Consider the following 24,186-nt stretch of genomic DNA (forward strand, 5'->3'; position numbering starts at 1 on the left):
GCTGGTATTTCGGCCTGATTGTATTCATAACAAAATGGATGATCTGTCGTTCTCTGGCTAATGTGACTCTCCAACTGATTACAGCTTTTTGCAAACATTAATGTTTAAGTAAACGGGTTATTTTGAATACGCATGTTTTGAATGCATGAGTATTTATATAATCTTTTTCAGGTACGAAGGCATACAGCTCCGCATGGGAGTTAATTAACCATTAAACACCCTAATATGAAAAGAATTAAGATTATTCTGAACACCCTGGCCATAACCCTTGCAATTGCCGGCGCTTTGGCAACACGGTATTATATGCAGGAACATATCCAATCTCAGTATATTCCGGTTGATACCAGTTATAGGGCTGTGGGTACTTTTGGAGTTGACTATAATTGTTATGATACCAATATGGTATGTACGTTCTATTTAACCGATTCAGGAGTCAGCCCTAAAAAATATTTACCTTACCGCAAAGGACAGTACGTTCCTTTGAAAAAATAACCCGCTCAATTTTATCTGGCCGGTTTTAAAGTAATGCGTAACCGATAACACGTAGGGGCACATACGGAGAAACACGTATATTGATCGTCTTGTGCCTGTAAAGAGTAATGGAAGGTTGCCAGTTGTGCGTTTTTATCTGGTATTAAGTGATTAAAGATACTGCTGAAGGTCTTAGTTGATCACCGGGTAGATTGAATAACTTGCTACACAGACAGTTTGCCCCTAACGATTCCTGCCTTTATACATACCAGGTTTTTATTTTAATAAATTATGATGAATTGTATATTAACAAAACACCTGATCCGCAACTGGCCGGTTTTTTGTTGAATTGACCTTTAATTAACGTGGGGTTTTTGTCGCTAAAATGCATTAGCTGTATTTTTTGGCGTTTTTTGTAAGTACCCCGGAGTAATTTCAAAAAAATCATTAAACAAACAACAAAAAAATATAATAAGTATGAGACGCTAAACCAGATTCCCATTTGTGCAATAAATATTTGCTCAATTACTATAAGCAGGAATATTTTTTGCATAAATTGTATTGCACATTTTCGTGACTTAAATAAGCTAAAAATAACTGATATAAATTTTTGAACATAGTTTATTAGTATATAACTTTAGTTTTACCATCGCCCTCAATTCTACCAATCTGCCTTATCCCCCTGAATGCCTTATTCTTATCTACCATCTAACGTATAGCAGGAATCAGTGAATTTTGGGATGCTTCCATTCGTCAATAACTGTTGCCCCTTATAACCCTTTCATATTATGAAAAGAAAGATAATTATTGAATTAATATCTTCCTTATTGATATTGCTTTTTTTGTACGCAAGCCTTAGTAAATGGCTTGCATGGAGAACTTTTATTGGCGATATGAATAATCAACCGTTCCCAAACTGGATGACTCCATTTCTCGTGTGGACTATTCCCACCATTGAAGTATTGATTGCCTTTGCATTGATTTTTGAGAAGCTTAGGGTGAAAGCATTTTACGCCTCCTTATTTCTAATGTCGGCATTTACGATTTATACAGTTGCTATTTTGTTTCATGCATTCAGGTATATTCCCTGCTCCTGCGGTGGAGTGATAAGAAAACTTACCTGGCCTCAGCACCTTGTCTTCAATCTGTTTTTTGTTGGGATTTCAATACTGGGCATCATGCTTAAAAAACGAGACCCGGTACATGCTGTAGAAGTATAAATGGCACAGTTCGATTGTGAAAAAACTTTTTCCTGTTTTAAGCTGCGTCACTTATTCCGGAGTAAGTGTTGTGCTTATTTAACAGGTAAGGGAAAGCCGAAAACCTGAATAATAGAGTAGGCAAATAGAGTTAACCATTAATATTAAAGGACAAGTATGAACAAAGTTAAACTGGCATTTATTGCGATCGCAATTCTAACTGCCTTTGGTGGCGCCTTCGCTACCACTACGTGTGTTCAATGTGAACACTCGACCCAATACTATTATAATGGAATTGGTTATGTAGAAGTAGGTCAGTATGGAGCTGATTTTGATTGTTTTGTTACCGGAGGCATTTGTACTTACTACAAACCTGATCCTATTGGCCAACCCAATGTATATGCGCCTTGTCATCAAGGAGCATTTATGCCACTGTAATCGTACTAAAGCTCTGTGTAATTGATTAAGCAAATGTTGCAGGCATTTGTTTTCCCCGATCAATTATGAAAGTAAAAATCATTCCTATAGAGCCGGTCATTATTTATATGACCGGTTTTTTTATTGAAGCTTATCTTTCGTTTTGTTTATAACCGCCCATGAGTACTGCGTCTGGGGGAATATATAATGCATATTTCAGGCTATTGGGTTGTAACTCATATTCCTTGTTGTTTACCATCCGCTTCGGTTTTATGTTGGCGCCATCCAGGTTCAGCCGGCGTATGTCGGTCCACCTTACACCCCGGCAGGGCATTTCCTTTCTTCTTTCAAGAAGTACTATGTTTATGGCTTCATCTTTAGTTGATGCTGTAAGTGGAACAAAGGTGCCTGAGTCCCATCTTTTGATCAGGAGCGTATTCAGGTCATCCATTGCGCTGTTCACCTCTCCTGCACGCGCTTTGCATTCTGCCCGTATCAGATAAGTTTCATCAGTTGCCAGTCCGGAAAAGGCATGGGTTAACCCGGTATAACTTCCTCTAAAGGCAATTCTGCCGGGAACTATCCAAAAAAATAAAGTACGTCGAAGGTCATTTATCGCATATGTTTTATATAATGTAGAGTCAACTGCTGCAAACCCTAATACGCCTTTTAGTACATTTGTTTCGACAAACCTGCTTTGGTACATGGTTTCAACATTTGAAGAGGTAAAGGGCCTTGAACTGGCGGCGTCTCTCGTATTATAATCAATGAGTTCGCTATACAATTGTAAACTACTGTCTGCATAGGCGCCTGCCTTCGTATAATCACGCATGCTTAAATAAACCCGGGCCAGCATCGCAAAAGCGGCTGGTTTATTGGGCCGGATGCGTATGCTGGTAACGGAGTCAGCCAACAGCGTTTTCGCTTGTAACAGATCGTTCAGGATTTGCGTATAAGTTTGTTCAATGGACGATCGCTTTACTGACTCATCTATATTTGGGCTCATTTTTAATGGGATGCCGGGAACTGTATTTGCTGTGGCTGCATTGTAAGGTAGGGCAAATACCTGGGCCAGGTTGTAAAAGGCACATGCCCTGAAAAATAATGCCGAACCCTTTATATGGTCCCATTGATGCTGATTTTCCGAGGTTCTGGCAACATCTTCTAACCCAAACAGTACAACATTGGCATACAGCACCTGTTTGTAAGGTACATTCCAATCCGCTATATTGCCATTTCCATTAAAAATATCAGGTTCCCAGATGTAAGTACTTTGTTCTACTGTTCCGATGCCTTGCCATAAAGATGAGTTTAAATAAAAATTATCTGCCGATAACTCACCTAACACCGGTGTTAAACCCATGGCAAAATCATTGTCGAGCAGCGCCTGAAATTCTTCCAGCGTGGCAGGCACAAACAGATCTGATTTGGGCCGCTCGTCAAGAAACTTTTGCTTGCTGCAACTTATGGCGCCGAAACAAAGAAGAATCAATATGTACAGGCGTGCTTTCATCGGAAAAAGGTTGGCTGGTTAAAAATCAATTTTTAATCCTGCTGCTATTGTCTTTGGGTTTGGTGTGCTTAACAAAAAATCCGGATCTATTCCCCTGTCATTTGCCCTCCAGAGAAGGCCGAGGTTATTGGCATATACATATATGCGAAGCTGGTTCATAGGCAGCCATTTTACGGTGTTATTATTCAAATGATAGCTTAGTTGAATATCCTGCAGTCGTATATGATCGCCTCTCTCAATCAGTACATCTGAGTATTTATAAAAAGTGCTTCGGGTAGCTCCGGCATTGTAGATCATTGATGGTACAAATGTATAATTTTCGTCTCCCGGATTTTGCCATCTCAATCTATAATCGGAATGTCCTGCGGAATTAGCATTAAAGAGATCAAAATAATTGATAGAGGGCCTTCTGAAAAAGTACCCCATTTTATAAGAAATGGTAAAAGAAAGTTCCAGTTGTTTATAGCTGAAATTATTTCTCAAACTACCAAAATAAACAGGATTGGCCGGCCCCCTGTAAATTAGTTCAGAAGGATCTGTTGAGTTGATAATATCGCCATATCTATTACTTGACTCTTTATTAAAATAACCAAGCGGATCTCCATTGTTTGGATCTAATCCCATCCATTTAAAGCTGAAAATAGAATAAAGCGGTTTACCTTCAATAGGACTTATGTATGAAGGTTCGCAATAATACCAGATGGGATTGCTTTGTGTTAATTTGTAACTACTTACTTTGTCTGTATTATAACTGAAAAGGAAAGTACTGTTCCATTTGAATCGCTTATCGATAATTTTTGAACGCAGCACAACGTCTACACCCTTCCCTTTCATATCGGCGGTATTTCCCCGGAATATGGTAACGCCGGTTGTGGGGTCCAATGGACTTTCTCCGATCAGGTCGGTGCCTTTACGCAAATAATATTCAAGGCTTCCCTCTATTATACTTTTTTTAACCGCAAAATCAACCCCGAAATTGATCATATGGTTTTTTTCCCAGCGCAGTGATGGGTTCGGCGGATTTACGATCGAAGCTGTTAAGGTGTTCCAGTTATTTAATCCATCATTACGAACGGTTGTAAACGCCGATACCGTTTTGTCGATATTGCCTTTATAACCGTTGGAGATGCGCAGTTTCAGAAAAGGCAACCAGGCAAGCGTATAAAAACGTTCCTGGCTTATATCCCAACTGGCGCCAACCGACCATAAGGGAACGCCTTTATGGTTCGTACTTACCCCAAACAGGTTCGATTCATCTTTGCGAATGCTACCCGATAATACATACCTCCTTTGAAAAATATATTTTGCGTTCAGGTAGTAAGAGATATAGCGGTCCGTTTCATTTCTGTTGAAGTTTTTGAATTCTATTTTTCTGGAAATGAAAGGCGCATAATAAAGTGGAAATGCACTGTCGTAGTTGACGGTAGTTGTTGATGCCATTTCCTTATTATACCCGTATGACCGAAACGTTTCATAAAAATTTTTTATACCCCGCACCTCTACACCCGCCAAAGCGGTGATCTGGTGGTGTTTGGTTTGTTTGTGATTGTACCAGTTGTGGTCATAATTGAATTGAGTACGCGTATTATGCCCTTCATACTGAATGGCGCCCTGGTCAAAAATGCCGCCTAAAGGAACCCGCCTTATCAACTGCCGGGTATTTGTATCTGTAAACTGGTTTATATAATTACGGGTGTAATAGGTTTGCTGGCTTTTATAATCTTCCCGCTCTACAAATCCCTTATTGTATTGATAATATACGCCAAAATCGAGCCCTTTCAGGATGGTGTATTTGACATCGGCATTTATCCGGTAGTCTGTTGTATTGGTTCTGTTATCGCTATACTTGAGTTCGTTATATGGCCTGTAATTCCAATCGAGCAACACATTTCTATTGATACTGTCCTTATATAGTTGTCTTAGATCGAGCGGTACTGTCAATGCATTTCCAAAATCGTCAACCAGGTCGGTGTAGGGATAGATAATGTTCGACAATTCATTGTTATTGTTTCGTGTTCTCGAATCTGTATAGATGATGCCTGTATTTAGTTCCAGTTTTTTCTTCAGCCAGGAAAACGAATTGTTGGCGGTAAGGGTTATGCGATCAAACTGGTTCCGCTCCAGGTTATCGAGGTTTTTATCGTACCCAAGCGAAAAGTAATAATTGTTATTATTTCCGCCACCGCTGGCGTTTAACGCATATTGCTGGTATGCGCTGCTGCGATAGAAATATTTTTCCAGGTCTTTCCGTTTATCCTGGTTCCTCAACTCATTTAACTGTTCTTCTTCAGTAGCGGAATCTATCGCTCCATCCCTTTTTTTGATCATGATCTCCACGGCGGGTGATAGAATAAGGTGCCTCGGGTCTGTTTCTTTTGTAGCATAAAAGCCTCTGTTAAACAGGAACCGTTCTACATCGATATAATCAGAAGAATTCAATATGGGAGAATAATACAGATCGGGTTTTTGCCCTATCGTTACATTGCTGTTTATAGAAAGCTTCAGCGGTTGGTTGTACCTGCCCTTTTTAGTGGTAATGACAATTACGCCATTGCCGGCGTATGCACCCCAAATGGAAGCAGCATCCGCATCTTTAAGAACTGTTATGCTTTCTACATCGTTGGGGTTGATATTACTGATATCGCCGGTATAAGGAAATCTGTCAACCACGATCAACGGATTGGCATTGGCGAAAATGGTAGTGCGACCCCTTATGGAGAGGTTCGACTGGTTGGTAGCCGGGTTTACATTTTTATTAAAAAGCAGCCCACTGGTAATGCCCTCCAGCCGGTCGATGATATTAGTTGAAACCCGGCGGTTCAGCAGCTCATTATCTATCTTCACGAAAGAGCCCGGTGTTTTATCTTTCGATATGCGCTGGTAACCGGTTGAAATCACCTGCACTTTACTCAGTTCACTAATACGCTGTTTCAGTTGAACGCTTAATTCCGGTTCGCCCTGCCAGCTAACCTCCTCGCTTTCATAATTTATACTGGTAACAATTATGTTCAGGTCAATTTCATTGACGCCGGTCAGTTTAAACTCTCCATTTTCGTTGGTACTGGTTTGTTGATTACTGCCTTTTATAGTTATGGTTGCGCCCGGTACGGGTTCACCATTTTCGTTGGTGATCTTGCCTTTGATATTTGCCTGCCTGCTTTCTGCCGTTTGGTTTTTCCCGCGGGGAATTATGGTTATGGCTTTATCTATTATAGTGTAGGTGCAGGTCTGGTATTTGAAATACTCGTCAAGCAATTGTTCAACCGTTCCGTTGGTAATGCGAATGGTAACGGGCTTTAACTGCGAGGAGACAGAGTTGGTGTTGAAGATGGTGTAGCCGGCCTGTTTTTCCAGGACTTTGCGTATATCATTAATGGTTGCATTCTTTTTGGAGAATGTGATCTGCTGTGCAAGTGCGGGTACACTTAGCAGTACACAAGCAATGATTAGAAAAGCAGTTATTTGTTTCATAATCAGAACCTCCCCCTGTTGCAAATTCCATGTGATAGTACGCTTACCTTTTCACCTTTATTTTGTGTAAAAATAAATATAGTCAACCGTAATCCCGCGGAAAGGGAAAAAAGTTGACTAAACACAGACTTTTGCAAACAGGGCAACCACGATTAAAATTAGGACTGTAAATTACGTTTTCACATTGAAGATAGGTTATATATATTAAAAAAAATTAAGCCACCTTACTGCGAGCCATGAGCGGGATAGCTCATGGTCGCAGGGTAGCTTTTAAGCTCAACGCTGCCCATATCGTTCCATGGAAGAACAGCGTTAGATGTGGTTTAATGATTAACGGGAATATTATTACAGACTTTTAGGGGGTAGGTGTTTCCTTGTATTCTAAAATATTTGATAAACCTATGATGTTACGATGATCGTTCTGTCTTTTTCGTTTAACCGCGCCTTTATGTTATTGGCATTCAGCAACTTTATCACATTTTCAATGCTGGCCGAGCGGGGAAGTTTACCTTCAAATGAACCCTCGGGCTTTTTACCCTGGTAAATAACATTTACATCATACCAGCGGGCAATCTGGCGCATTGTATATTCTACATCCGGACCGGCAACGGGAACAAATCCGGTGGTCCAGGCAATGATATCATCTGCATCTACATTCTTCACCACGATGTTACCTTCATTCAGCCTGGCCTGTTCCCCGGGGAGAATTGTCTGGAAAACATTTCCACTGGTCACTTTCACTTTCCCTTCAATGAGGGTGGTTTTAATAGCCCCTTCGTCGGTATAGGCCATTACGTTAAAATGGGTACCCAGTACTTCCACTTCATTTCTATTACCTGCAGGGGTATTGATCTTTACTATAAAAGGCGTTTTTGACAATTTTCCCTTTTTGGCAACCGGGCTTTTTGAATTAGCAGCCTGTTCCTGGGGGTTAACTTCAAAATAAGCTTCGCCGGTGAGCTCAACGATTCGCTCGTTCCCGGCGAAGGCTATAGGAAAACGCAATGATGAAGCCGCATTCAACCATACTTTACTTCCGTCAGGTAAAGTAATCTGGTACTCTCCCCCTCTTGGGGTGGTAACTGTATTAAATATTTCTTTTGAATCAAAAGCGCCATCTGAATCCGGCTTCCTGTTATATATTAACCGTCCATCAGTTTTGGTTATCTGCATATGCCCCTGATCGGCTAAGCTTCCGTTTTGAGCGGTAGTTAACGCAATGGTTTGGCCATCGCCCAGGGTCAATGTTGCTTTATTGCTGCCCGGAACGATCGGGTTCTTAATTACAGGCTCATTCTTTTGGATCGTAGCGGTTTGCTTATTTGCTGACTGGCTGAAATAATACCAGGTACCTGCAGAAATTAACACCAGAACTGAAGCAGCAACGGCGATCTTACCAAATGGAATTCTGAGCGATCTTTTCGCTGGATACAGATCTACCAGCTTGGCGCCGTCGATTTTTTGCAGCGTTCTATTCCAGATAGCTTCACTGTCAGTGCTTGCATAGTGCCTCAATTTTTCGCGTAAAACCTCTTTATCTGTTATTTGCCGAAAAAATGAATCATTATGATCAGCCTCAGCCAGCCATTCTTTAAGTTCCCCTTCTTCTTCCGGACTTAACCTCTCTTCCAGGAACTTTTCTATCAGACTTGTGATTCTATTTACCTTTTCCTGCATAGTATTGGTATTTAAAACTTGAAAGTCACCCAACTCTCGGAGCCTTTAAAACCGTGCATATTATAAAAACAACCGGAGGCCGTTTTTGACAAAAAGAATTCAAAAAATAAATCAGGGAAATTGTTATTCAGGGCATATATGAAAAACCACTATATCTTCAATCAATCGCTTGTATTTTATTGTATATGCAAACGAACCGTTCAGGCAAAGACTTACAAAAACCGCTACCAGCAGCTTCTTTTTCAGGAGCTGGATGGCGCGTCTTTTCTGGTTTAAAACATTGCGCGGTGAAATGTGCAGTTTTTCCGCCACCTCATCGGTGCTGGCGTCTTCAAAATAAATGAGCTTGAATATGGTTTTGCATTTCGCAGGCAGGGTTTCGATCAGCGGGTATATCCGCCGCAAAAGTTCTCCCTCGATCATATCGGTTATAACATCCTGATCGTCTTTATCTCTTTGCAGGTACGACAATTCACTTTGTGAGGCCGTTTTCCTTTGTATATGCCGCAGGTAGTTAAGGCTTGCATTGCGGGTGGTCACAAACAGGAACGCTTTTACATGTTCTTCGGTTTGAAAAACTTCATGGCGTTGCCATAGCTTTGCAAATGCTTCAGAAACAATATCTTCGGCTTGTTCTTTATCCTTAACCAGTTGTATGGCGGAGGTAAAGAGCAGCCGGTTATAGTTTTCGAAGATCAATCGAAAAGCACTACTATTCCCTTGATTAAAAGCCGTAAGCCAATTATCCTTTTCCAAAAATTTCTTCTTCATCGGGTTTCAATTTATGATCATCTGTTTATCGGGAACCTTAATTGGCAACATATCTTTATGGAACTCCGGCTGGAAACCGAAAGTCAATAAAGGTAAGGTTAGTGACTATCAATAAATTGCTTCTGGTACAGGAATAAACTTTCCAGTTTCAAATTAACGGAGGTTGCTATAATCAGGGCAGCTGCTGTAGATCCTGCGCGTTATCTGCCCATCCTAAAAAGCAGCTAACGGCGGGATGCAAGTTTACAAAAATATATTAAAAAATGACTTAAGTGTTTTCTCTGATAATGAATAAGTAATTCACCTGGTTTTCCCTCTGGGAAAAAATAGAAAATCCACTAGTCACGGGATCGTAAAAAAATTAGAATTTAAAGATTGAGAGTGAACGGCTGATCGATTTTTCAAAAATAGTGCGGGCGCCCTCGGCAATATTCATCCATTCAAAAGCGCCGTACATGGCATCGAAGTGTAACGGATGTACCCGGTCGTAAATGAGCTCGAGGTCTTTTTTTGGCAGCGGAATGCAATTCGGATAACTATACATGAAGGCCATATGCCGCCGGCTGGGGGCTACATAAATACTGTCGCCGGTGAGTAAACAACCCGCGCGGCCATGATCGGGTAAATGTAAAATGGTGCTTCCGGCAAAATGCCCGCCCACATGAACGATACTGATATTATCCCAGAGCGTTTTTGAAGCCCCCGACCATAACTCAATGTAACCGCCGGGGTCCCTGATCCATTCCTTGTCACTGGCGTGTAAATAAATGGGACAATCGAATGCGGTTGCCCAATCCTGCATAAGGCTGTAGTAATGCGGATGAGAAATGGCAATGGCACTGATGCCGCCCAGCGATCTTATAAATGCAATTGTTTGATCGTCGATAAAAGGAAGGCAATCCCATAGAACATTTCCGGATGAAGATAATACCAGGTGCGCTTTTTGCGCAATGGCGAACGATGGGGTTATTCTTAAATCGTATATAGTAGACAGTAAGCGGGAAAAACGAATGCTGCTTTTGGCGGCCAGTTCATTGTAACTCGTCCATACCTGACCGGTGAAGCCGATATACTGGCGGTCATCTGCACAGATCTCGCAAATAGCAGGGATAATAGAAGTACCATATCGCACACCACAGGTGTGGCAGATATTCTTTGCCGAAGGCGAAATAATCATAGAAAAGTATTTGCGTAGAATTTGCTACTATAGAGTGTCAGACCTTTTACCAATAATTGCTGCAACAAGATCAACGCACTGATATCAGGGCTTCTGGTAATGCAAAGTTGATACCAGAAATTTTTTTGTAGAAAATACAGACAATGTTGTAGCCTTCAGTAAATAACATTTTTATAAGGATGTGAATGTATTCACGACTGAATTTCGATGTCGTTTTTTGCGTATATTTACAGTTCACCAAAGAAAAGGAGGTATTCATGAAATCTACAGATCATTCATGGACACTTTCGGTTGGTATCGCCTAGCCGGGGTATGTTCCATCAAAATATCTGCTGACTTATAGTCAGGAAGCTCCGACGATTACTGTCGGGGCTTTTGTATTTTTTATGTGCACGGTTGCAGTAAAATGTTTTCATCTGTTACCTTAGCGTATGCTTACGATCAGCGAACTCTATATTTATCCCATAAAATCATTAGGCGGTATTGCATTGGATAAAGCTTCCCTCACCGAACGCGGTTTTGAACACGACAGGCGATGGATGCTTGTAGATGCCGATAACCATTTCATTTCACAACGCGAAGTGAACACCATGGCTTTGCTGAAAGTACAGCTTACCCAACAGGGTTTACTGATCACTAATATTGGTGTTCCCGGCGAAGAATTGCATATTCCATTTTTGCCAACCATTACTGAAACCGAAATGGTTACCGTATGGAGCAGCCGTTGCCGGGCACAACGCGTAAGCGATGAGGCCGATACCTGGTTCAGCAAACAACTGGGTATTCCCTGCAAGCTGGTTTATATGCCCGATACCACCCGCCGCTATGTCGACGGCCGCTATGCGCATAATAAGGAGATCACCGGTTTTTCCGATGGCTACCCGCTTTTATTAATAGGTCAGGCTTCGCTCGACGACCTGAACAACCGCCTAGAAACACCACTGCCCATGAACCGCTTCCGCCCAAATATCGTATTTACAGGGGGCGCCGCTTTTCAGGAAGATTACCTGAAACATTTTATGATCAATGGCATCAATTTTTTTGGCGTTAAGCCCTGTGCCCGCTGTGTAATCACAACCATAAACCAGCACACCGCCGAAAAGGCAAAGGAGCCGCTTAAAACGCTAAGCACCTACCGCATGAGGAATAAGAAGATCTATTTCGGGCAGAACCTATTACACCAGGGAACAGGTGTTGTAGCTATCGGCGACGCCATAACGATCCATGAACAACAACTTGTGGAAATAGTCCCCGACTAATGGTTGCCCACTAACCAGTCTAACACACTACAACTGAGGAAAAACATCAACACTGCGAATGCATTTTAGCCAGGTTTTTAGCAGTTACCGGTATGGCCTGTTTTTTTTACTATGTAACGCCCTGATAACTTACTAAATGCACTGCTCATGAAAAGTACCAGTAATAAAAAACTTAGTCAATTACCCGCTTCCAGTGATGTCTCCTCTCTTCGTATGGTTTTTATAAATGAGGAAGTCATCAATGATACCGCCATTGCTGCAACTGAAAATGAAAAAGTTGTAGTGAAGCCAAAGCTGTTTGTAAAAGAACCACTCCCCCTGTATAACGATTACAGGTTCAAGTGCAAAGATCACGATCCGCTATAGGTTCATGTTCCGGTAACCGGGGGAAAATTTTGCGCCGACCATTCCGTCTTTACATTCCATCTGTTTTACTCATTTTATTTATTGCATGCCCTCAAAGCAGCCCACAGCTTTATGCCGCCGTGTTGAGAAAACATGGTGAGGTATAACTCAATCTGTTTGGCTAAGCCGGGGGTGAGGGGCCGCATCAACCTTGTGTGAACCATGTGTGAACCATGTGTCAAATGGTATGCTTTACCAATGAAAAACACAGGGTTGACACATGCTTTGAAAATTGCACAGCGTATAAAAAGCAGATTTTTAAATAGTTGCAACGGAATTGTGCAGCAGCCGGTTCACATCTGATTGATAGGTTATTGAAAGTGAATCTTCAGCATGTCCTGAACTTAAAATGAACCGATCGGGCATCGCCGCCATGATATATGGGGGAGATGCCCGATCGGTTTAGTTATGTGTATATGATACCAGCCTCTCCTCATGTGAATCATTTCCTCACCGTGTATGTTCCGGCGGCATGTTACTGTATCGGGCAGGCGCTCTTGCTGTTAATGCGGGGTTTACAGGCATTGCCTGCGTCCTGGTCGTAAGTGCTTTGGTCCCACACAAAACCCAGCTCAGAGCTGCCGGTGGTGTAGGAATACCGGTTCTGGCCAATGGGCGCATCATGGGCCACTCCGCCGCGTACTTTGTACCCATCGCCTGAGCGGCCGGCGAGGTTAATGGAAAGCGTAACGGTAAAAACGTCGTACTCCCTGAAATTTACGCTGCCCCGGTACCATAATCCCAGGCTGATGTCATATTGGTTTTGGGTAACCTCGGTGCCAACCTGAAAGGAGCTTTGCCTTCCCTGGGTGTATACGATACCGGCCAGGCTGTACGACCAGGTTTGTTCGGGATTGGTATAAGTGTACATGACATTGCCCGTCCAGCGAACAGGCAACTGGCTGCGGAAGGAATCGGCGGAGTTGGTGAGCGATTCGTCGGGGCGGTTGATATGATGAGCGCTGCCGCCCAGCAGCAGCCTGTTATTGTCGTTCCAGTTATAATTGAAGAACAGACCGGCGGAAAAATCGGGGTACCATTTGCCGCTGTTCACGGCCTTGTCGGCAGAAGATACGCTGGCGGGAATGACGCCGTCGATATCAAGCTGATCGGCAAATACCAGTTTGCTGTAATCGATGCGCCGTTGCACCATCCCGAATTGCAAACCGCCGCTGGCAAACCACCTCGGTTCGTCCCCGTTTTCAGCAGGCGATAATGTACCAGAACAAATGGTATAGGCGTATGAACCATATACACCGGTCTTTTTCAGATAGCCTTCGGTTGAATGGGTGCCCAGCAAACCAAAACCGCCATGCAGTGAAGGCATGAACTTGTCGACCGAAACGGCGCTGTATGAAATTTGCGATGGAATGCTCCACCACTGGCGGCGATAGATGCCGCTTATGCGCAGGTCATAATCGCCCGCGCCCGTTGCTGCAGGGTTCAGGTAAATGGGCGACAGGAACGGTTGAGAAAATACCGGATCCTGCGATTTCAATGTGCAGGCGATGAAAAGGAGGAAGACCGCACTCAGGATATATTTAAACATGTTGAATTCTATGTTTCAGTTTCTGTTTATCGTTTATTGTTTGTGGCTCATTCCCATTCTCAATGCTCATTTCACAATCGTAATAAAGCCAGCCTTTACATACTTATCACCGTTAGGATACTTCATTCCCTTCCATTCGGTTCCGTTCAGGTAACGCGCTTCTATTTGCCAGCCATAGGTATCCTGTTGCAAAGGCTGACCATTATACCGGCCATCCCAGGCTTCACTGGGCGAGCCATTGCCATCGAGTTGCGATGTTTCAAATACCTTTTGCCCAAAAGAATTGAAAATGCGCAGGCGGTATTGCGATAAGCCTTTGCCCATGGGCAGGAATTGCCGTAACGCATTGTTGCTGCAACCCGGACAAAACGCATTCGGCACATACAAATAACCGGGAGTGTGCAGAATGCGCACCTGTACGGTATCGTACCCACCGCAACCGGTGCCGAAATCATGCACATCCAATTGCACGTGATATACACCGGTATCGGCGTATTCATAAGTGATCTGCCGGCCCGAGCGTTGCTGACGGGTACGATCACCCAGATACCAGGTATATATCTTGTTGGCATTGGTGGGCATCAGGTCCCGAAAGGTAAACGTGTAATCAGGTTGTTGCAGCACGTTAGCGGGCGACACGTCAATTGCCGGGCGGGGCAATGGCTGAATTGCCAGTGTACCTGCTGCTACGGTATCACCGCAACCTGCTTCGTTCTCAGCCAGCACCGCCATAGCGAACTGCGCGGGCGCGGTATTGTTTACCGGCGCCTGGAAGCGGTAGCTGAACGGGTTGCTCATGCTCTCAAGGGTATTGTTCACAAACCATTTCACGTCTACATGATCGGTGCCGGTGTACTGAATGCCGGCATTGAACGCGATAGTGGTATCGTGGTTACAGGTGATATTATTGGTGGCATTCAGTTTCGCAACCGGTTTGTTATATACATCGAAAAAATAAGTGGTGCTGTCGGCACATTCTGAAGTGGTATGTACTATCAGTTTTACCCAATAGGTGCCCGGTTTGTTATAAATATGGGTGGCGGTGTTGCCTGTTACTTTAAATATATAAGGCGCCTTGGTGCTGTCATAGAACGTCCATTCTATTGAAAGCGCATTGGCAGCGCCGGTGGCAGTGGTTTGCATGGTATAAGGTATACATGCTTTACCGGGGTTAACGGTAAGCTGCGGTTTTATTTTATCGGCCACCACAATTACGCTGGTAGCAGTATCAGTACAAACAAGCCCTGAGTTATTTAATTTTTTGGCTACCTGCTGAACGATATACCTGCCCTGCATCTGATAGGCATGAAAAGGCGTAGCGCCTGATGATGTTTGTCCATCGCCCCAGAACCATTCGTAAGCGGTAGCATCTGTTGCGGTGTTATGTGGCAGCACCGTATTGCCGGTACAAACCAGGCTGGTGATATTAAAACCTGCCCTGGGCGTTTTGTAAACGGTAACGGTACGGTAGATGGTAGTGTCTGTACATTCGTTCGACAGCTTAATCCTTACCGTATAATCGCCCGGCTGCAAATAAGTATAGGTTACCGTATTCTGTGTATTGGGCGTTTTTACCAGCGGTGATCCATTGCCGAAATCCCAGGTAAGAATTGACGCGCCCGAACTGCTGTTATTGAATGTTACCGTATGTGGGGCGCAACCTTCAAGGTGGTTTCCATTCACGGTTACCTGTGCATCGATATTATTGGGCATCACCAGCAGGCTGATGGTTTGCGTATCGCGCCGGCATTGGTTCTCGGCAATGAGCCTGAGATCATAAGTATTTATTGCACCGGTATTATAAACATGCATAAAGGTGTTAAGGCTGGTTGTGGTATCGGTTTGCCCGTTGCCAAAATTCCAGTAATAGGCGAAGTTGTTACCTGCCGATCTGTTGGTGATGGTTACTTCAAAAGGTGAGCAGCCTTTGGTGGTATCAACCGTAAAACGTGCTTTTGCATTGGCATATACCAATACACTGTCGCGGTGGTACGACGTGTTGCAGCCATTAAAGGCTTTCAATGTAATATAATACGTGGTATCGCGAAAATCGGGACTGGTATTGTACATAACTGCCGGTGGAGTGGGCAGGGTACTGGTAGTACCATTACCGAAATCCCAGAAGAACTGAATATTATTTATCTGGCTCGATGTATTGGTAAGCGACACGGGCAGGGGACCGCAACCTTTTGCCTGGTCTTTTGTAAAACCAGCGGTTACGCCGGGTACGGTATAAAAGGTCATATCCATACTATCGGGTTGGCAACCGTGTGTGCTGGTGGCCACCAGTTTTATTACAATGGTTTGGGCCATTCCGCTTATAGGGTAGGTGGGAAAGGCGCCGGTTGTATTGGAGCCAATCAACGTACCGTTGGCATACCAGTTATACGAACTGTTGCCCTGTGGGAAGGGAATTGTTTTTATAACCGTATCGAGGTTTACCGGTGCGCATTTGGTGGTGCCGGTGGCGGTGAATTGCGCCCGGGCATCGGGGTTTACAATTACCTGTACACTGGTTGTATCGGCACAGCCATTGGCGAGCATGCCTGCCGCATAGTAGGTGGTGGTAGCTGCCGGAGTGGCAATTACCGTATCGGGTTTTATGAAATTTAGCGTGGCGGCGGGCCACCAGGTGTAGCTATCGGCGCCGCCTGCTTCCAGCCTGGTGCTGTTGTTGATACAAATGGTAGTAGCCGCGGTGGTTATGGTAACTACGGGCCGCCGTTTTACGGTTATATAAATGGAATCTTCCGTGGCGCAATTAGCGCCAATGGAAGCAATAAGTTTATAGCCGTAGGTTGTATCATTGGCCGTGCCGGTATAATCGAGGTGCAGTACCGGGTTGGCGCTGGTTGTGCTGCTAAGACCGGTTGCGGGCGACCATTGATAATTTACGCCATTTACTGCTGCTGCACCAATGGTAATGGTTTCACGGCTGCAAATGGTAGTGTCACGGCCTGCATGGGCAACCGGTTTATCGGTTACCGTAACGCTTGTATTCACTGTAACGCTGGTATTACAACTACCGTCGGTAACTTTTAACTGAACCGCATGTGTGCCGGTTCCGGCATATTGAATAGTACCGGGTACTGCCGCATTCGATGTGGCAGGTGTACCATCGGTAAAGGTCCATTCATAGCTCAGGGGGCCAGGCGAATAACAGGCCGTTGCTGTAGCCGTTGGAGTAAGTCCGTTCGTGATGCACACATTGCTTATGGGGTCAATTGCAACCATTGGTAATCCCATTACATAAAAGGTGTCTTCCTTCCACGAGGGCGGGCACGAGATGCTGGCATCTATAGCCGAATCGGTAAGGCGGATGATGTATTTACCGGGTACATTGAACTGAATTTCGGGCGAAAAGCTGTTCTGGTGCGAACCATTGATAAATTGCCAGGCGGGTGTTTGGGTGGAACCGCAACCTAGCGGATCGCTGTACGTCACATTCCAGTTATACAGGTCGCCCTGGCAGCCGCCTGTGGGTGAGTTGTTGGTAAACACCGCGCTGCCGGCGCCGCAGCTGCTGTTCCGGTTCATACTGAATTGCGCGGCAGGCGGGGTGCGCACACAGATCACTTTAAGCGTACTGTCTAACCCACACTTGTCATTGAAGATATACAGCTTTACCGTATAGTTACCGGTTGCATTGAAGTTTAAGTTCAATGAACTGGAACCAGAGGTCCATAAAAATCCATTAGTAGCACTGCCGTTCAGTGCACCGGGGTTACCCGATGTAATGGTATAACCCGTGGCCGGGGAAATGGTCCAAACCTGTTTACCCGAATTGGTACAGGTAGAACTGGTACCGCCGGTGGGCGTTATAACAGAACCGTATGTTGAGTTGCTAATGATGGAAACGTTCGAGTTGGTACAAACCGTTTCGGAAGGTGCAACTGAAATAATTGCACGGGGTTTGCCCGAAACGTAAATGGGTACAACCGAAGGGCTGGTTGTACCGCAGGGATTTTCAATGGTAAGGTAGGCGCCAAATGAGTTCATGAACGTATTGTTACCGCTGCTGCTTGAAAAAGAGCAGGAACCCTGTTTGAAAAAATGCGCTGCTATAGATGGCGGCGGATGGGTAAATACCTGTGGGTCGGAACCGTCGTTGATCAAAAAAGTATATTGAGTGCCCGGTGGATTGGCCGCTATATTGTTGATGGCAAACCGCAGCGAATCAGAGGCGCAGATATCGGTATTGCCAAGGCTCGATAAACCGCCGGCCGGCGTAGAACCCAGGAACACGATGTATTTCTTTATACCAATACAACCATCGGCCCCGGTAACGCTTACCGTCATGGTATTGCTGCCCAATGGAAAATTATGTTTTATGATTACGCCGGCAGGCCACGAACTGAAGGTGGTATCAGGCTTGCCATCGCCCCATGAAATGGAGTAGCTGGTATTTATGCCGGTGGTGGTTGACTGATTTACAAAGCTGAAAGTATAGGAGGGTACGCTTGAACAACGCCTGAAGGTGGGCACGCCGTTAAAGGTGCCAAAGCTAATGGCTGCATCTGCATTGCCTACCGATGCGTCGGGAACATTTTTAACCGTAAAGGTTTTAATAATGGAGTCTTTACAACCAAACATATTGGTAACAACCAGTTTTACCGGGTAGGTAGTGGTGCCGGGCATTCCTATTGCCTGCAGGAACTGGTGGCCGGGATTGGCCGAGGTACTGGTGGCGCCATCGCCAAAATTCCAGAAGTAGGTTAAGCTATCGCCAACAGACTGGCTGGTGAACTGCACATTTATATTTCCGCAAACATTATTGGGAGAGAAACTATAAGCCGCAACGGGTTTGGTGTTTGAGACCTGTACTGTCACAAACATTGAGTCGGCCATGTTGCCTGCGGTTATCACCTGTTTGCTGGTATAAAACCCGGCCGTTACATAATTTATGGGTATAGGGCCCAAACCTGTTGCTGTGCCCTGGTTACCGCCGGTGAATGCCCAGTTGATGTTAACGGAGCCCTGGGCCACACTTTGATAAATGATAGAATTGCCTTCGCATACCCGCACGGTATCGCCATTATTTACAACAAGGCCATTGGCCCTTATACCGGCAATCACCTGCGTGAACGCCCGGGAAGTACAAAAGAACGATAGCAACAACAATAACAATAAGACAGACTGCTTTCTGGTCTGACGCATACAAATGGGTTAGGGGGTGACAGGATCGCGGGGACGGATTAGCGCGGTATTTTCATTAATGGATATAGTGACCCTGATACAAGCAACCTGATGGCGCCGCCCGGCTGTCTGTTGAAACATTCAGCAACAATCTTTTGATTGGGATACACATTACCTGAAAAAGCAGAAAAAATGTCTGTCGCTTTTTTCGTTTTCAGGCTTAATGCAATGCCAATCTGGTTTCTTTGTTTTTGCGGAGGAGGTGGTACTTGAGAATGGGCGCTAAGATAAGGAAAAGGATGTAGCCCCGAAATAGTAAGCTTCTATAATACCTCAAAAAGTTAAGAAATCCTTAAACGAACAATAATACTGCAACGGGCGGTAATTACGGGGTGTCTATTCTGCTCAAATTAAACTCATGAAACTACCATTACTAATTGCTGCAGGCATAGGGCTCTCCGTGTGCCTGACCGGTTGCAGGCCCAACGATAATCTGGTGGATGATGGGGCAGAGGCCTGGGTGCCTGTATATATGCATCCGGGCGAAAAGGAAAACATCTCCATCGCCGGGGTGCGGATAACCGAAAAATCGGGAAAGATATATGCCTGGGGCAATTATATCTTTCAGAACGATCAGAACAAAGGCATCCATATCATTGACAATAGCGACCGCACCAATCCACAAAAGATCGCATTCCTGAATATTCCATTCAATTCCGAATTCGCGGTGCGCGATAACTACATCTATGCCAATAATGTAAATGACCTGGTTGTAATTGACATCAGGGATGTGCTTCATCCTGTAGTGGTCAAAAGGGTAGAGAATGCTTTCCCCTTTGTAAATCAGAAATACCCACAACAGAACGGGCGATTTGTTTGCCCCGACCCTTCTCTGGGCATCGTTGTTGGCTGGGAATTACAGGATCATAAATCGGCTAACTGCCGCCGTTAAAAAAAACTATTATGAAGAATTTATTACTTTTTATACTATTATCAGGTGTAATATCAGCTGCCACGCAATGCAGTAAAGCAGATGCATCGGCAACTACCCGCGGCGCCGGCGGTTCCACTGCCCGCTTCGCCATTAGCGGTAATTATTTGTATACCGTCGATGAAGCCAATCTGAAAGTTTTCAGTATTGCAGATGCTGCCAACCCCGTGCTGAAAAATACGGTGCCCGTTGGTTTTGAGATCGAAACCATTTATCCCTTCAAAGACAAATTGTTCATTGGCTCAACCAGTGAAGTACATATTTTTTCTATCAACAATCCCGAAAGCCCTGAGAAGTTAAGCACAGCTATTTCACCCGAAGTGCTGCGCCGCTGCGATCCAGTGGTGGCAAAAGATACGGTTGCTTTCGCCACCCTGCGAACCAATGGGATATGCGGGGGCCGGCAAAGCATCCTGGCGGCCTACGATATAAAAAATATTTCCAAACCGGTACAAAAAGGCAGCTACCCCATCAATGAGCCATATGGTTTAGGTTATTCCGATACCGCGCTGTATGTATGCGACAGGAACGGCCTGTATGTATTCAATATAGAAAAGGCGTATCAGCCCGCACTTCGAAAAACGTTGGCCGATGGCTGGTATCTCGATGTGATACCGTATAACAATACCCTTATTTGCCAGGTTCAGGATGGGCTCACCCTGTACGACATCAGTGAATGCATGAACCCAACACTTATTACAAGAATCAGATAATGCACCGATCCATATTGTTTTTCCTGTTCGCCCTGCTGGCAGCAACCGGTGGCCGGGCGCAGCAAAAGGTAAAGCGTGCATTGAAGGAAGATACAGGTAAGTTATACCTGCGGTTCAACCCGCTGGGCCCTATCGACCCATGGGATGGAAATATTACTCCCGGTGCAGAGTACAGGTTCAACGATACCTGGGCCGCTACGCTCGATGCAGGCGCCATTTTATACTCGGCTTATTTTGGGCATACTAAAATGGCTACCGGTTTTCTTTTGCGGCCGGGCATCAGAATGTATCCTGGCAGGAGCAAGGATTTTTTTATTGACATGCAATTCCATTATAAAGAGGTAACGTACCAAATCAGGAATTGGCTCGAGAAAGATGTAGTGGCAAATGTGGCTTCGTATGAAGAGTATAAACTTTTCAAATACAAAAAGCAGGTGATGGGCGGGCGCGTAATGGTGGGTGTCAGGAACTACTTTGCGGGTAATCCGCGGTTGTATATGGAAGCATACGTGGGCTTAGGTATTCACTATAAAGTGGAAGGGCTGCACAATGAGCCTGGCAGCCAGTTCAACAGGCCATGGCGGATAATTAGCGATAACCCAAAACAGACACTCCCTGCGTTTCCTCTTGGGGTAAGGTTTATTTACAAAATACGCTGAGCAAACGTGAAAAGGCAGACGGCAAACTTTAGCGCGGCGTACATCGGCTCGAAATTCGAGCGGTGCAAGGTTGTTTATTAATTTCAAAATTCGTGAACCTTTCACGTTTCACGTTTGCCGTTTCACAGGCCATTCACGATTCACGATCCTGAACTACACTTCCTTCCGCAATACCTCCAGCGGCGGTTTGTTCAACACGCTGCGGCTGTTGAATAAACCAATTACTACTGTTAACAGTGAAATTGATGCAAACAGGATCAGGACGGGGACCGGGTGTGGCGTAAATGGCGCATTGAAACTGTATTTGGCCAGTGCCCAGCTGGCGCCCATCGATAATAAGATACCGGTAGCGGCTGCCAGTGCGCCAAGGAAGAAATATTCCAGTGCGGTAATAAACAGGATCTGTTTGCGGCTGGCGCCCAGTGTGCGCAGCAAAACACTTTCCTGCATGCGCTGGAATTTACTGATGAGTACCGAAGCGATCAATACAATTAAACCGGTAATGATGCTGAACCCGGCCATGAACCTGATCACAAAACCGATCTTGTCGAGCACTTCATCAAGCACGGTGAGAATTAAGTTGAGGTCGATAACCGATACGTTCGGATATATTTTTACCACGGCCTGCTGAAACCGGGCCGATATTTCGGGTGAGGGTACCCGGGTTACCAGCACATGGAACTGCGGGGCTTCTTCCAGTACGCCGGTAGGGAACACCACCCTGAAATTGGTTTGCACCCGTTGCCAGTCGACCTGGCGAAGGCTGCCCACCACGGTAGGTATAAGGGTGCCCTGTACGTTGAAGATGATGTGGTCGCCGATATTTACATGTATGCGTTTGGCATAGCGGTCTTCCATCGAAATATAGATCACATCCTCAGCCGACCTTATTGGACCATGTAATTTACCGGCGGTGAGCTTTTCTGAACTGGTAAGCGTATCGCGGTAAGTAACCCTGAATTCCCATTCGTATGCTTCAGACCGGTAACCCGAGCTGGTGTCCTGTTTCACCTGCGAGGAAGTTTGTTTGTTGATCTCTTCAACCCGCATGGTAACTATTGGCACCTGCTGCATTACCGGAAGGTTATATTGTTTGGCAAGCACCGCCACGCTGTCCTTCTGGCTGTTCTGAATATCGAACAAGACCATGTTGGGCTGATTGCCGCTGCCCGATAACGTTACCCGGCTGATGAGTATATCCTGGATGAAATAAAGTGTACCAATAAAAGCTGCGCCCAGTCCGATGGTCACTATAAGAATAAGCGTTTGATTGTTGGGCCGGTATAAATTGGCGAAGCCCTGCCGCCACAGATAATTCCACGAAGTGGGGAAGAACCGGCGCACCAGCCAGCGCAATAATAAGGCTACCAGCGACAGTAAGAGGAACGCTGCCAGAATACTTATTGTAAAAATGATGGCCTGCCGCCAGCTATGCATCTGCCACCAGGTAAAGCCGGCAACAAAAAATAAAATAACGGCATATACCAGCCATTTAAGCGGGTCGCGAAACCGCACATGTTCCACTGACAAACGCAATGTATATAAAGGCGAAATATTTCTTACACTTACCAGCGGCAGCAAAGCGAACAGCAGCGAGATCACCACACCCGAGATCAGGCCCTGCGAGATGGCTTTCCACGACAGGGTTGTCGTTACCTGCACCGGTAATAAATCTTTGAACACGGCCGGTAATTGCTGCTGAATGACGATGCCCAGCAAGGCGCCAAGAATAGAACCGATAAGGCCAATGCCAACGATCTGTATTAAATAGATCATAAATGCCTGTATGGAATTCACGCCGAGGCAACGGAGAATGGCAATGGAAGCTATCTTTTCGCGAATGTAAATATGAATGGCGCTGGCTACGCCTATACAACCCAGCAGCAGTGCAATGAAACTGATAAGGGTGAGAAACTGATTGAAATCCTCGAAAGCCCGGCCGGTATTCTTTTTTCTTTCTTCTACGGTATCGTAATCGAGCCCATCTTTTTCTAAACGGGGCTCTATATCCGAAATAACGCTTTGTATTACTTCGGGCTGGTTGTATTTATAATAATAGGAAGTGGCAATGCGGCTTCCTTTTTGAATAAGACCGGTAGAATCGAGGTATTTGAGCGGAATATAAACCGGGGGCGCTACCGTTGTGGAAAGTCCCGTACGGCCCGGGGCTTTGGTGATTACGCCGGCAATGGCAAAGGTTACATCGCCTATCATTATGGAGTCGCCCACTTTCGCGTTGTATTGCAGCATGAGGGTTTTATCAACCAGGGCCTCGCGGTTGTTGCGAAACGTTCTGGCTGCCCGCACCGGTGTGGTTTCTATGGAACCATAATACGGATAATCGCCTTCAAGCGCCCGCACCTGTACAAGGCGGGTGCCGTCGTTTTTGGTGAAGTAGATCATGGAGCCGAAAGTGCGTTCAACCGAACGCTGATCGCCCAGCGAGTCGAGCAGGGGACGAATGCGGGAACTCACTTTTTTGTTGCTCTCGATAACGAGGTCGGCCCCAACAAGTGTTTTTGCCTGGGAATCTATATCGGTACGCACATTGTCGCCCAATGAAAAAATGGCTACCAGAGCGGCAATTCCCAATACTATGGATGAAATGAAAAGAAATAAACGCGACCGGTTGCGCCGGCTATCGCGCCAGGCCATTTTCAACAACCAGCCAAAGCGCAGTCGTCTCTTGTATTTGAATCTTTCGAAATCCATCCAGGCTATAATTTCTGATTTTGAGATTTTGAGATTTTGAGATTTCGGGATTTGGTTGTTCGGGAT

16 protein-coding genes are annotated in these 24,186 nt (G+C 45.0%); 8 read left to right on the forward strand and 8 right to left on the reverse strand.

The window, feature by feature from the left end; genetic code table 11:
• The first annotated feature begins 225 nt into the window (after positions 1-225).
• The 3 genes from A4R26_RS29810 (at position 226) to A4R26_RS29825 (ending at position 2,108) form a co-directional block, all read left to right on the forward strand.
• Positions 226-492, forward strand: a complete 267-nt coding sequence (locus tag A4R26_RS29810) for a DUF6520 family protein (protein ID WP_081170182.1) — start codon at positions 226-228, stop codon at positions 490-492.
• A gap of 767 nt (positions 493-1,259) precedes the next feature.
• Entirely contained in the window at positions 1,260-1,691 is a 432-nt protein-coding gene (locus A4R26_RS29820; RefSeq protein WP_081170184.1) for a MauE/DoxX family redox-associated membrane protein, read from the forward strand.
• A gap of 156 nt (positions 1,692-1,847) precedes the next feature.
• Positions 1,848-2,108, forward strand: coding sequence for a DUF6520 family protein (locus A4R26_RS29825; protein ID WP_081170185.1), 261 nt, complete (start codon positions 1,848-1,850; stop codon positions 2,106-2,108).
• Between the two features lie 130 nt (positions 2,109-2,238).
• Here the strand turns inward: A4R26_RS29825 and A4R26_RS29830 are convergent, their stop codons facing one another.
• The 5 genes from A4R26_RS29830 to A4R26_RS29850 all read right to left on the reverse strand — a co-directional run bounded on the left by A4R26_RS29830 (position 2,239) and on the right by A4R26_RS29850 (position 10,696).
• The gene (locus A4R26_RS29830; RefSeq protein WP_081170186.1) at positions 2,239-3,600 is read right to left on the reverse strand and encodes a RagB/SusD family nutrient uptake outer membrane protein; all 1,362 of its coding nucleotides are present in this window, start codon (positions 3,598-3,600) and stop codon (positions 2,239-2,241) included.
• Between the two features lie 18 nt (positions 3,601-3,618).
• On the reverse strand, positions 3,619-7,071 hold the full coding sequence (locus A4R26_RS29835) for a SusC/RagA family TonB-linked outer membrane protein (protein ID WP_081170187.1): 3,453 nt from the start codon (positions 7,069-7,071) through the stop codon (positions 3,619-3,621).
• A gap of 399 nt (positions 7,072-7,470) precedes the next feature.
• Positions 7,471-8,748 (reverse strand): FecR family protein, encoded by a 1,278-nt coding sequence (locus A4R26_RS29840; protein WP_081170188.1) that lies wholly within the window; start codon positions 8,746-8,748, stop codon positions 7,471-7,473.
• 123 nt (positions 8,749-8,871) lie between these two features.
• Positions 8,872-9,519 carry an RNA polymerase sigma-70 factor gene (locus tag A4R26_RS29845; RefSeq protein ID WP_081170189.1) on the reverse strand — a complete coding sequence of 216 codons (648 nt, stop codon included), beginning with the start codon at positions 9,517-9,519 and terminating at the stop codon, positions 8,872-8,874.
• 361 nt (positions 9,520-9,880) lie between these two features.
• Positions 9,881-10,696: an MBL fold metallo-hydrolase gene (locus A4R26_RS29850; protein WP_081170190.1), complete on the reverse strand. Its 816-nt coding sequence runs from the start codon at positions 10,694-10,696 to the stop codon at positions 9,881-9,883.
• A gap of 431 nt (positions 10,697-11,127) precedes the next feature.
• Between A4R26_RS29850 and A4R26_RS29855 the strand changes: the two genes are divergently transcribed.
• Both A4R26_RS29855 and A4R26_RS29860 read left to right on the forward strand, forming a co-directional pair.
• The gene (locus tag A4R26_RS29855; RefSeq protein ID WP_081170191.1) at positions 11,128-11,955 is read left to right on the forward strand and encodes an MOSC domain-containing protein; all 828 of its coding nucleotides are present in this window, start codon (positions 11,128-11,130) and stop codon (positions 11,953-11,955) included.
• Between the two features lie 147 nt (positions 11,956-12,102).
• Complete coding sequence (locus A4R26_RS29860; RefSeq protein WP_081170192.1) at positions 12,103-12,321, forward strand: hypothetical protein; 219 nt, start codon at positions 12,103-12,105, stop codon at positions 12,319-12,321.
• Between the two features lie 514 nt (positions 12,322-12,835).
• Here A4R26_RS29860 and A4R26_RS29865 read toward each other — a convergent pair.
• Both A4R26_RS29865 and A4R26_RS29870 read right to left on the reverse strand, forming a co-directional pair.
• Entirely contained in the window at positions 12,836-13,909 is a 1,074-nt protein-coding gene (locus A4R26_RS29865) for a PorP/SprF family type IX secretion system membrane protein (protein ID WP_081170193.1), read from the reverse strand.
• 66 nt (positions 13,910-13,975) lie between these two features.
• A complete protein-coding gene (locus A4R26_RS29870) occupies positions 13,976-19,066 on the reverse strand; it encodes a PKD domain-containing protein (protein ID WP_081170194.1) in 5,091 nt (1,696 codons plus the stop codon).
• 397 nt (positions 19,067-19,463) lie between these two features.
• Between A4R26_RS29870 and A4R26_RS29875 the strand changes: the two genes are divergently transcribed.
• The 3 genes from A4R26_RS29875 to A4R26_RS29885 are packed head-to-tail and all read left to right on the forward strand — an operon-like array spanning position 19,464 to position 21,408.
• Positions 19,464-19,997, forward strand: a complete 534-nt coding sequence (locus A4R26_RS29875; RefSeq protein ID WP_081170195.1) for an LVIVD repeat-containing protein — start codon at positions 19,464-19,466, stop codon at positions 19,995-19,997.
• An 11-nt stretch (positions 19,998-20,008) separates the two neighbouring features.
• Positions 20,009-20,749 (forward strand): LVIVD repeat-containing protein, encoded by a 741-nt coding sequence (locus A4R26_RS29880; RefSeq protein WP_081170196.1) that lies wholly within the window; start codon positions 20,009-20,011, stop codon positions 20,747-20,749.
• The gene (locus A4R26_RS29885; protein ID WP_081170197.1) at positions 20,749-21,408 is read left to right on the forward strand and encodes a hypothetical protein; all 660 of its coding nucleotides are present in this window, start codon (positions 20,749-20,751) and stop codon (positions 21,406-21,408) included. Before A4R26_RS29880 ends, A4R26_RS29885 begins: the two co-directional genes overlap by 1 nt.
• 153 nt (positions 21,409-21,561) lie before the next feature.
• Here the strand turns inward: A4R26_RS29885 and A4R26_RS29890 are convergent, their stop codons facing one another.
• Positions 21,562-24,120, reverse strand: a complete 2,559-nt coding sequence (locus tag A4R26_RS29890) for an ABC transporter permease (RefSeq protein ID WP_081170198.1) — start codon at positions 24,118-24,120, stop codon at positions 21,562-21,564.
• Positions 24,121-24,186: the final 66 nt, after the last annotated feature.

Source organism: Niastella populi, from assembly GCF_002078015.1.
Lineage (GTDB): Bacteria > Bacteroidota > Bacteroidia > Chitinophagales > Chitinophagaceae > Niastella > Niastella populi.

Excerpts from the sequence above, each read along its gene's own strand:
- A4R26_RS29885 (WP_081170197.1), top strand. The coding sequence starts at position 20,749 with ATGCACCGATCCATATTGTTTTTCCTGTTCGCCCTGCTGGCAGCAACC.
- A4R26_RS29855 (WP_081170191.1), top strand. The coding sequence starts at position 11,128 with ATGCTTACGATCAGCGAACTCTATATTTATCCCATAAAATCATTAGGC.
- A4R26_RS29890 (WP_081170198.1), bottom strand. The coding sequence starts at position 24,120 with ATGGATTTCGAAAGATTCAAATACAAGAGACGACTGCGCTTTGGCTGG.
- A4R26_RS29845 (WP_081170189.1), bottom strand. The coding sequence starts at position 9,519 with ATGAAGAAGAAATTTTTGGAAAAGGATAATTGGCTTACGGCTTTTAAT.
- A4R26_RS29820 (WP_081170184.1), top strand. The coding sequence starts at position 1,260 with ATGAAAAGAAAGATAATTATTGAATTAATATCTTCCTTATTGATATTG.
- A4R26_RS29825 (WP_081170185.1), top strand. The coding sequence starts at position 1,848 with ATGAACAAAGTTAAACTGGCATTTATTGCGATCGCAATTCTAACTGCC.
- A4R26_RS29830 (WP_081170186.1), bottom strand. The coding sequence starts at position 3,600 with ATGAAAGCACGCCTGTACATATTGATTCTTCTTTGTTTCGGCGCCATA.
- A4R26_RS29860 (WP_081170192.1), top strand. The coding sequence starts at position 12,103 with ATGAAAAGTACCAGTAATAAAAAACTTAGTCAATTACCCGCTTCCAGT.
- A4R26_RS29810 (WP_081170182.1), top strand. The coding sequence starts at position 226 with ATGAAAAGAATTAAGATTATTCTGAACACCCTGGCCATAACCCTTGCA.
- A4R26_RS29880 (WP_081170196.1), top strand. The coding sequence starts at position 20,009 with ATGAAGAATTTATTACTTTTTATACTATTATCAGGTGTAATATCAGCT.
- A4R26_RS29835 (WP_081170187.1), bottom strand. The coding sequence starts at position 7,071 with ATGAAACAAATAACTGCTTTTCTAATCATTGCTTGTGTACTGCTAAGT.
- A4R26_RS29865 (WP_081170193.1), bottom strand. The coding sequence starts at position 13,909 with ATGTTTAAATATATCCTGAGTGCGGTCTTCCTCCTTTTCATCGCCTGC.
- A4R26_RS29850 (WP_081170190.1), bottom strand. The coding sequence starts at position 10,696 with ATGATTATTTCGCCTTCGGCAAAGAATATCTGCCACACCTGTGGTGTG.
- A4R26_RS29870 (WP_081170194.1), bottom strand. The coding sequence starts at position 19,066 with ATGCGTCAGACCAGAAAGCAGTCTGTCTTATTGTTATTGTTGTTGCTA.
- A4R26_RS29875 (WP_081170195.1), top strand. The coding sequence starts at position 19,464 with ATGAAACTACCATTACTAATTGCTGCAGGCATAGGGCTCTCCGTGTGC.
- A4R26_RS29840 (WP_081170188.1), bottom strand. The coding sequence starts at position 8,748 with ATGCAGGAAAAGGTAAATAGAATCACAAGTCTGATAGAAAAGTTCCTG.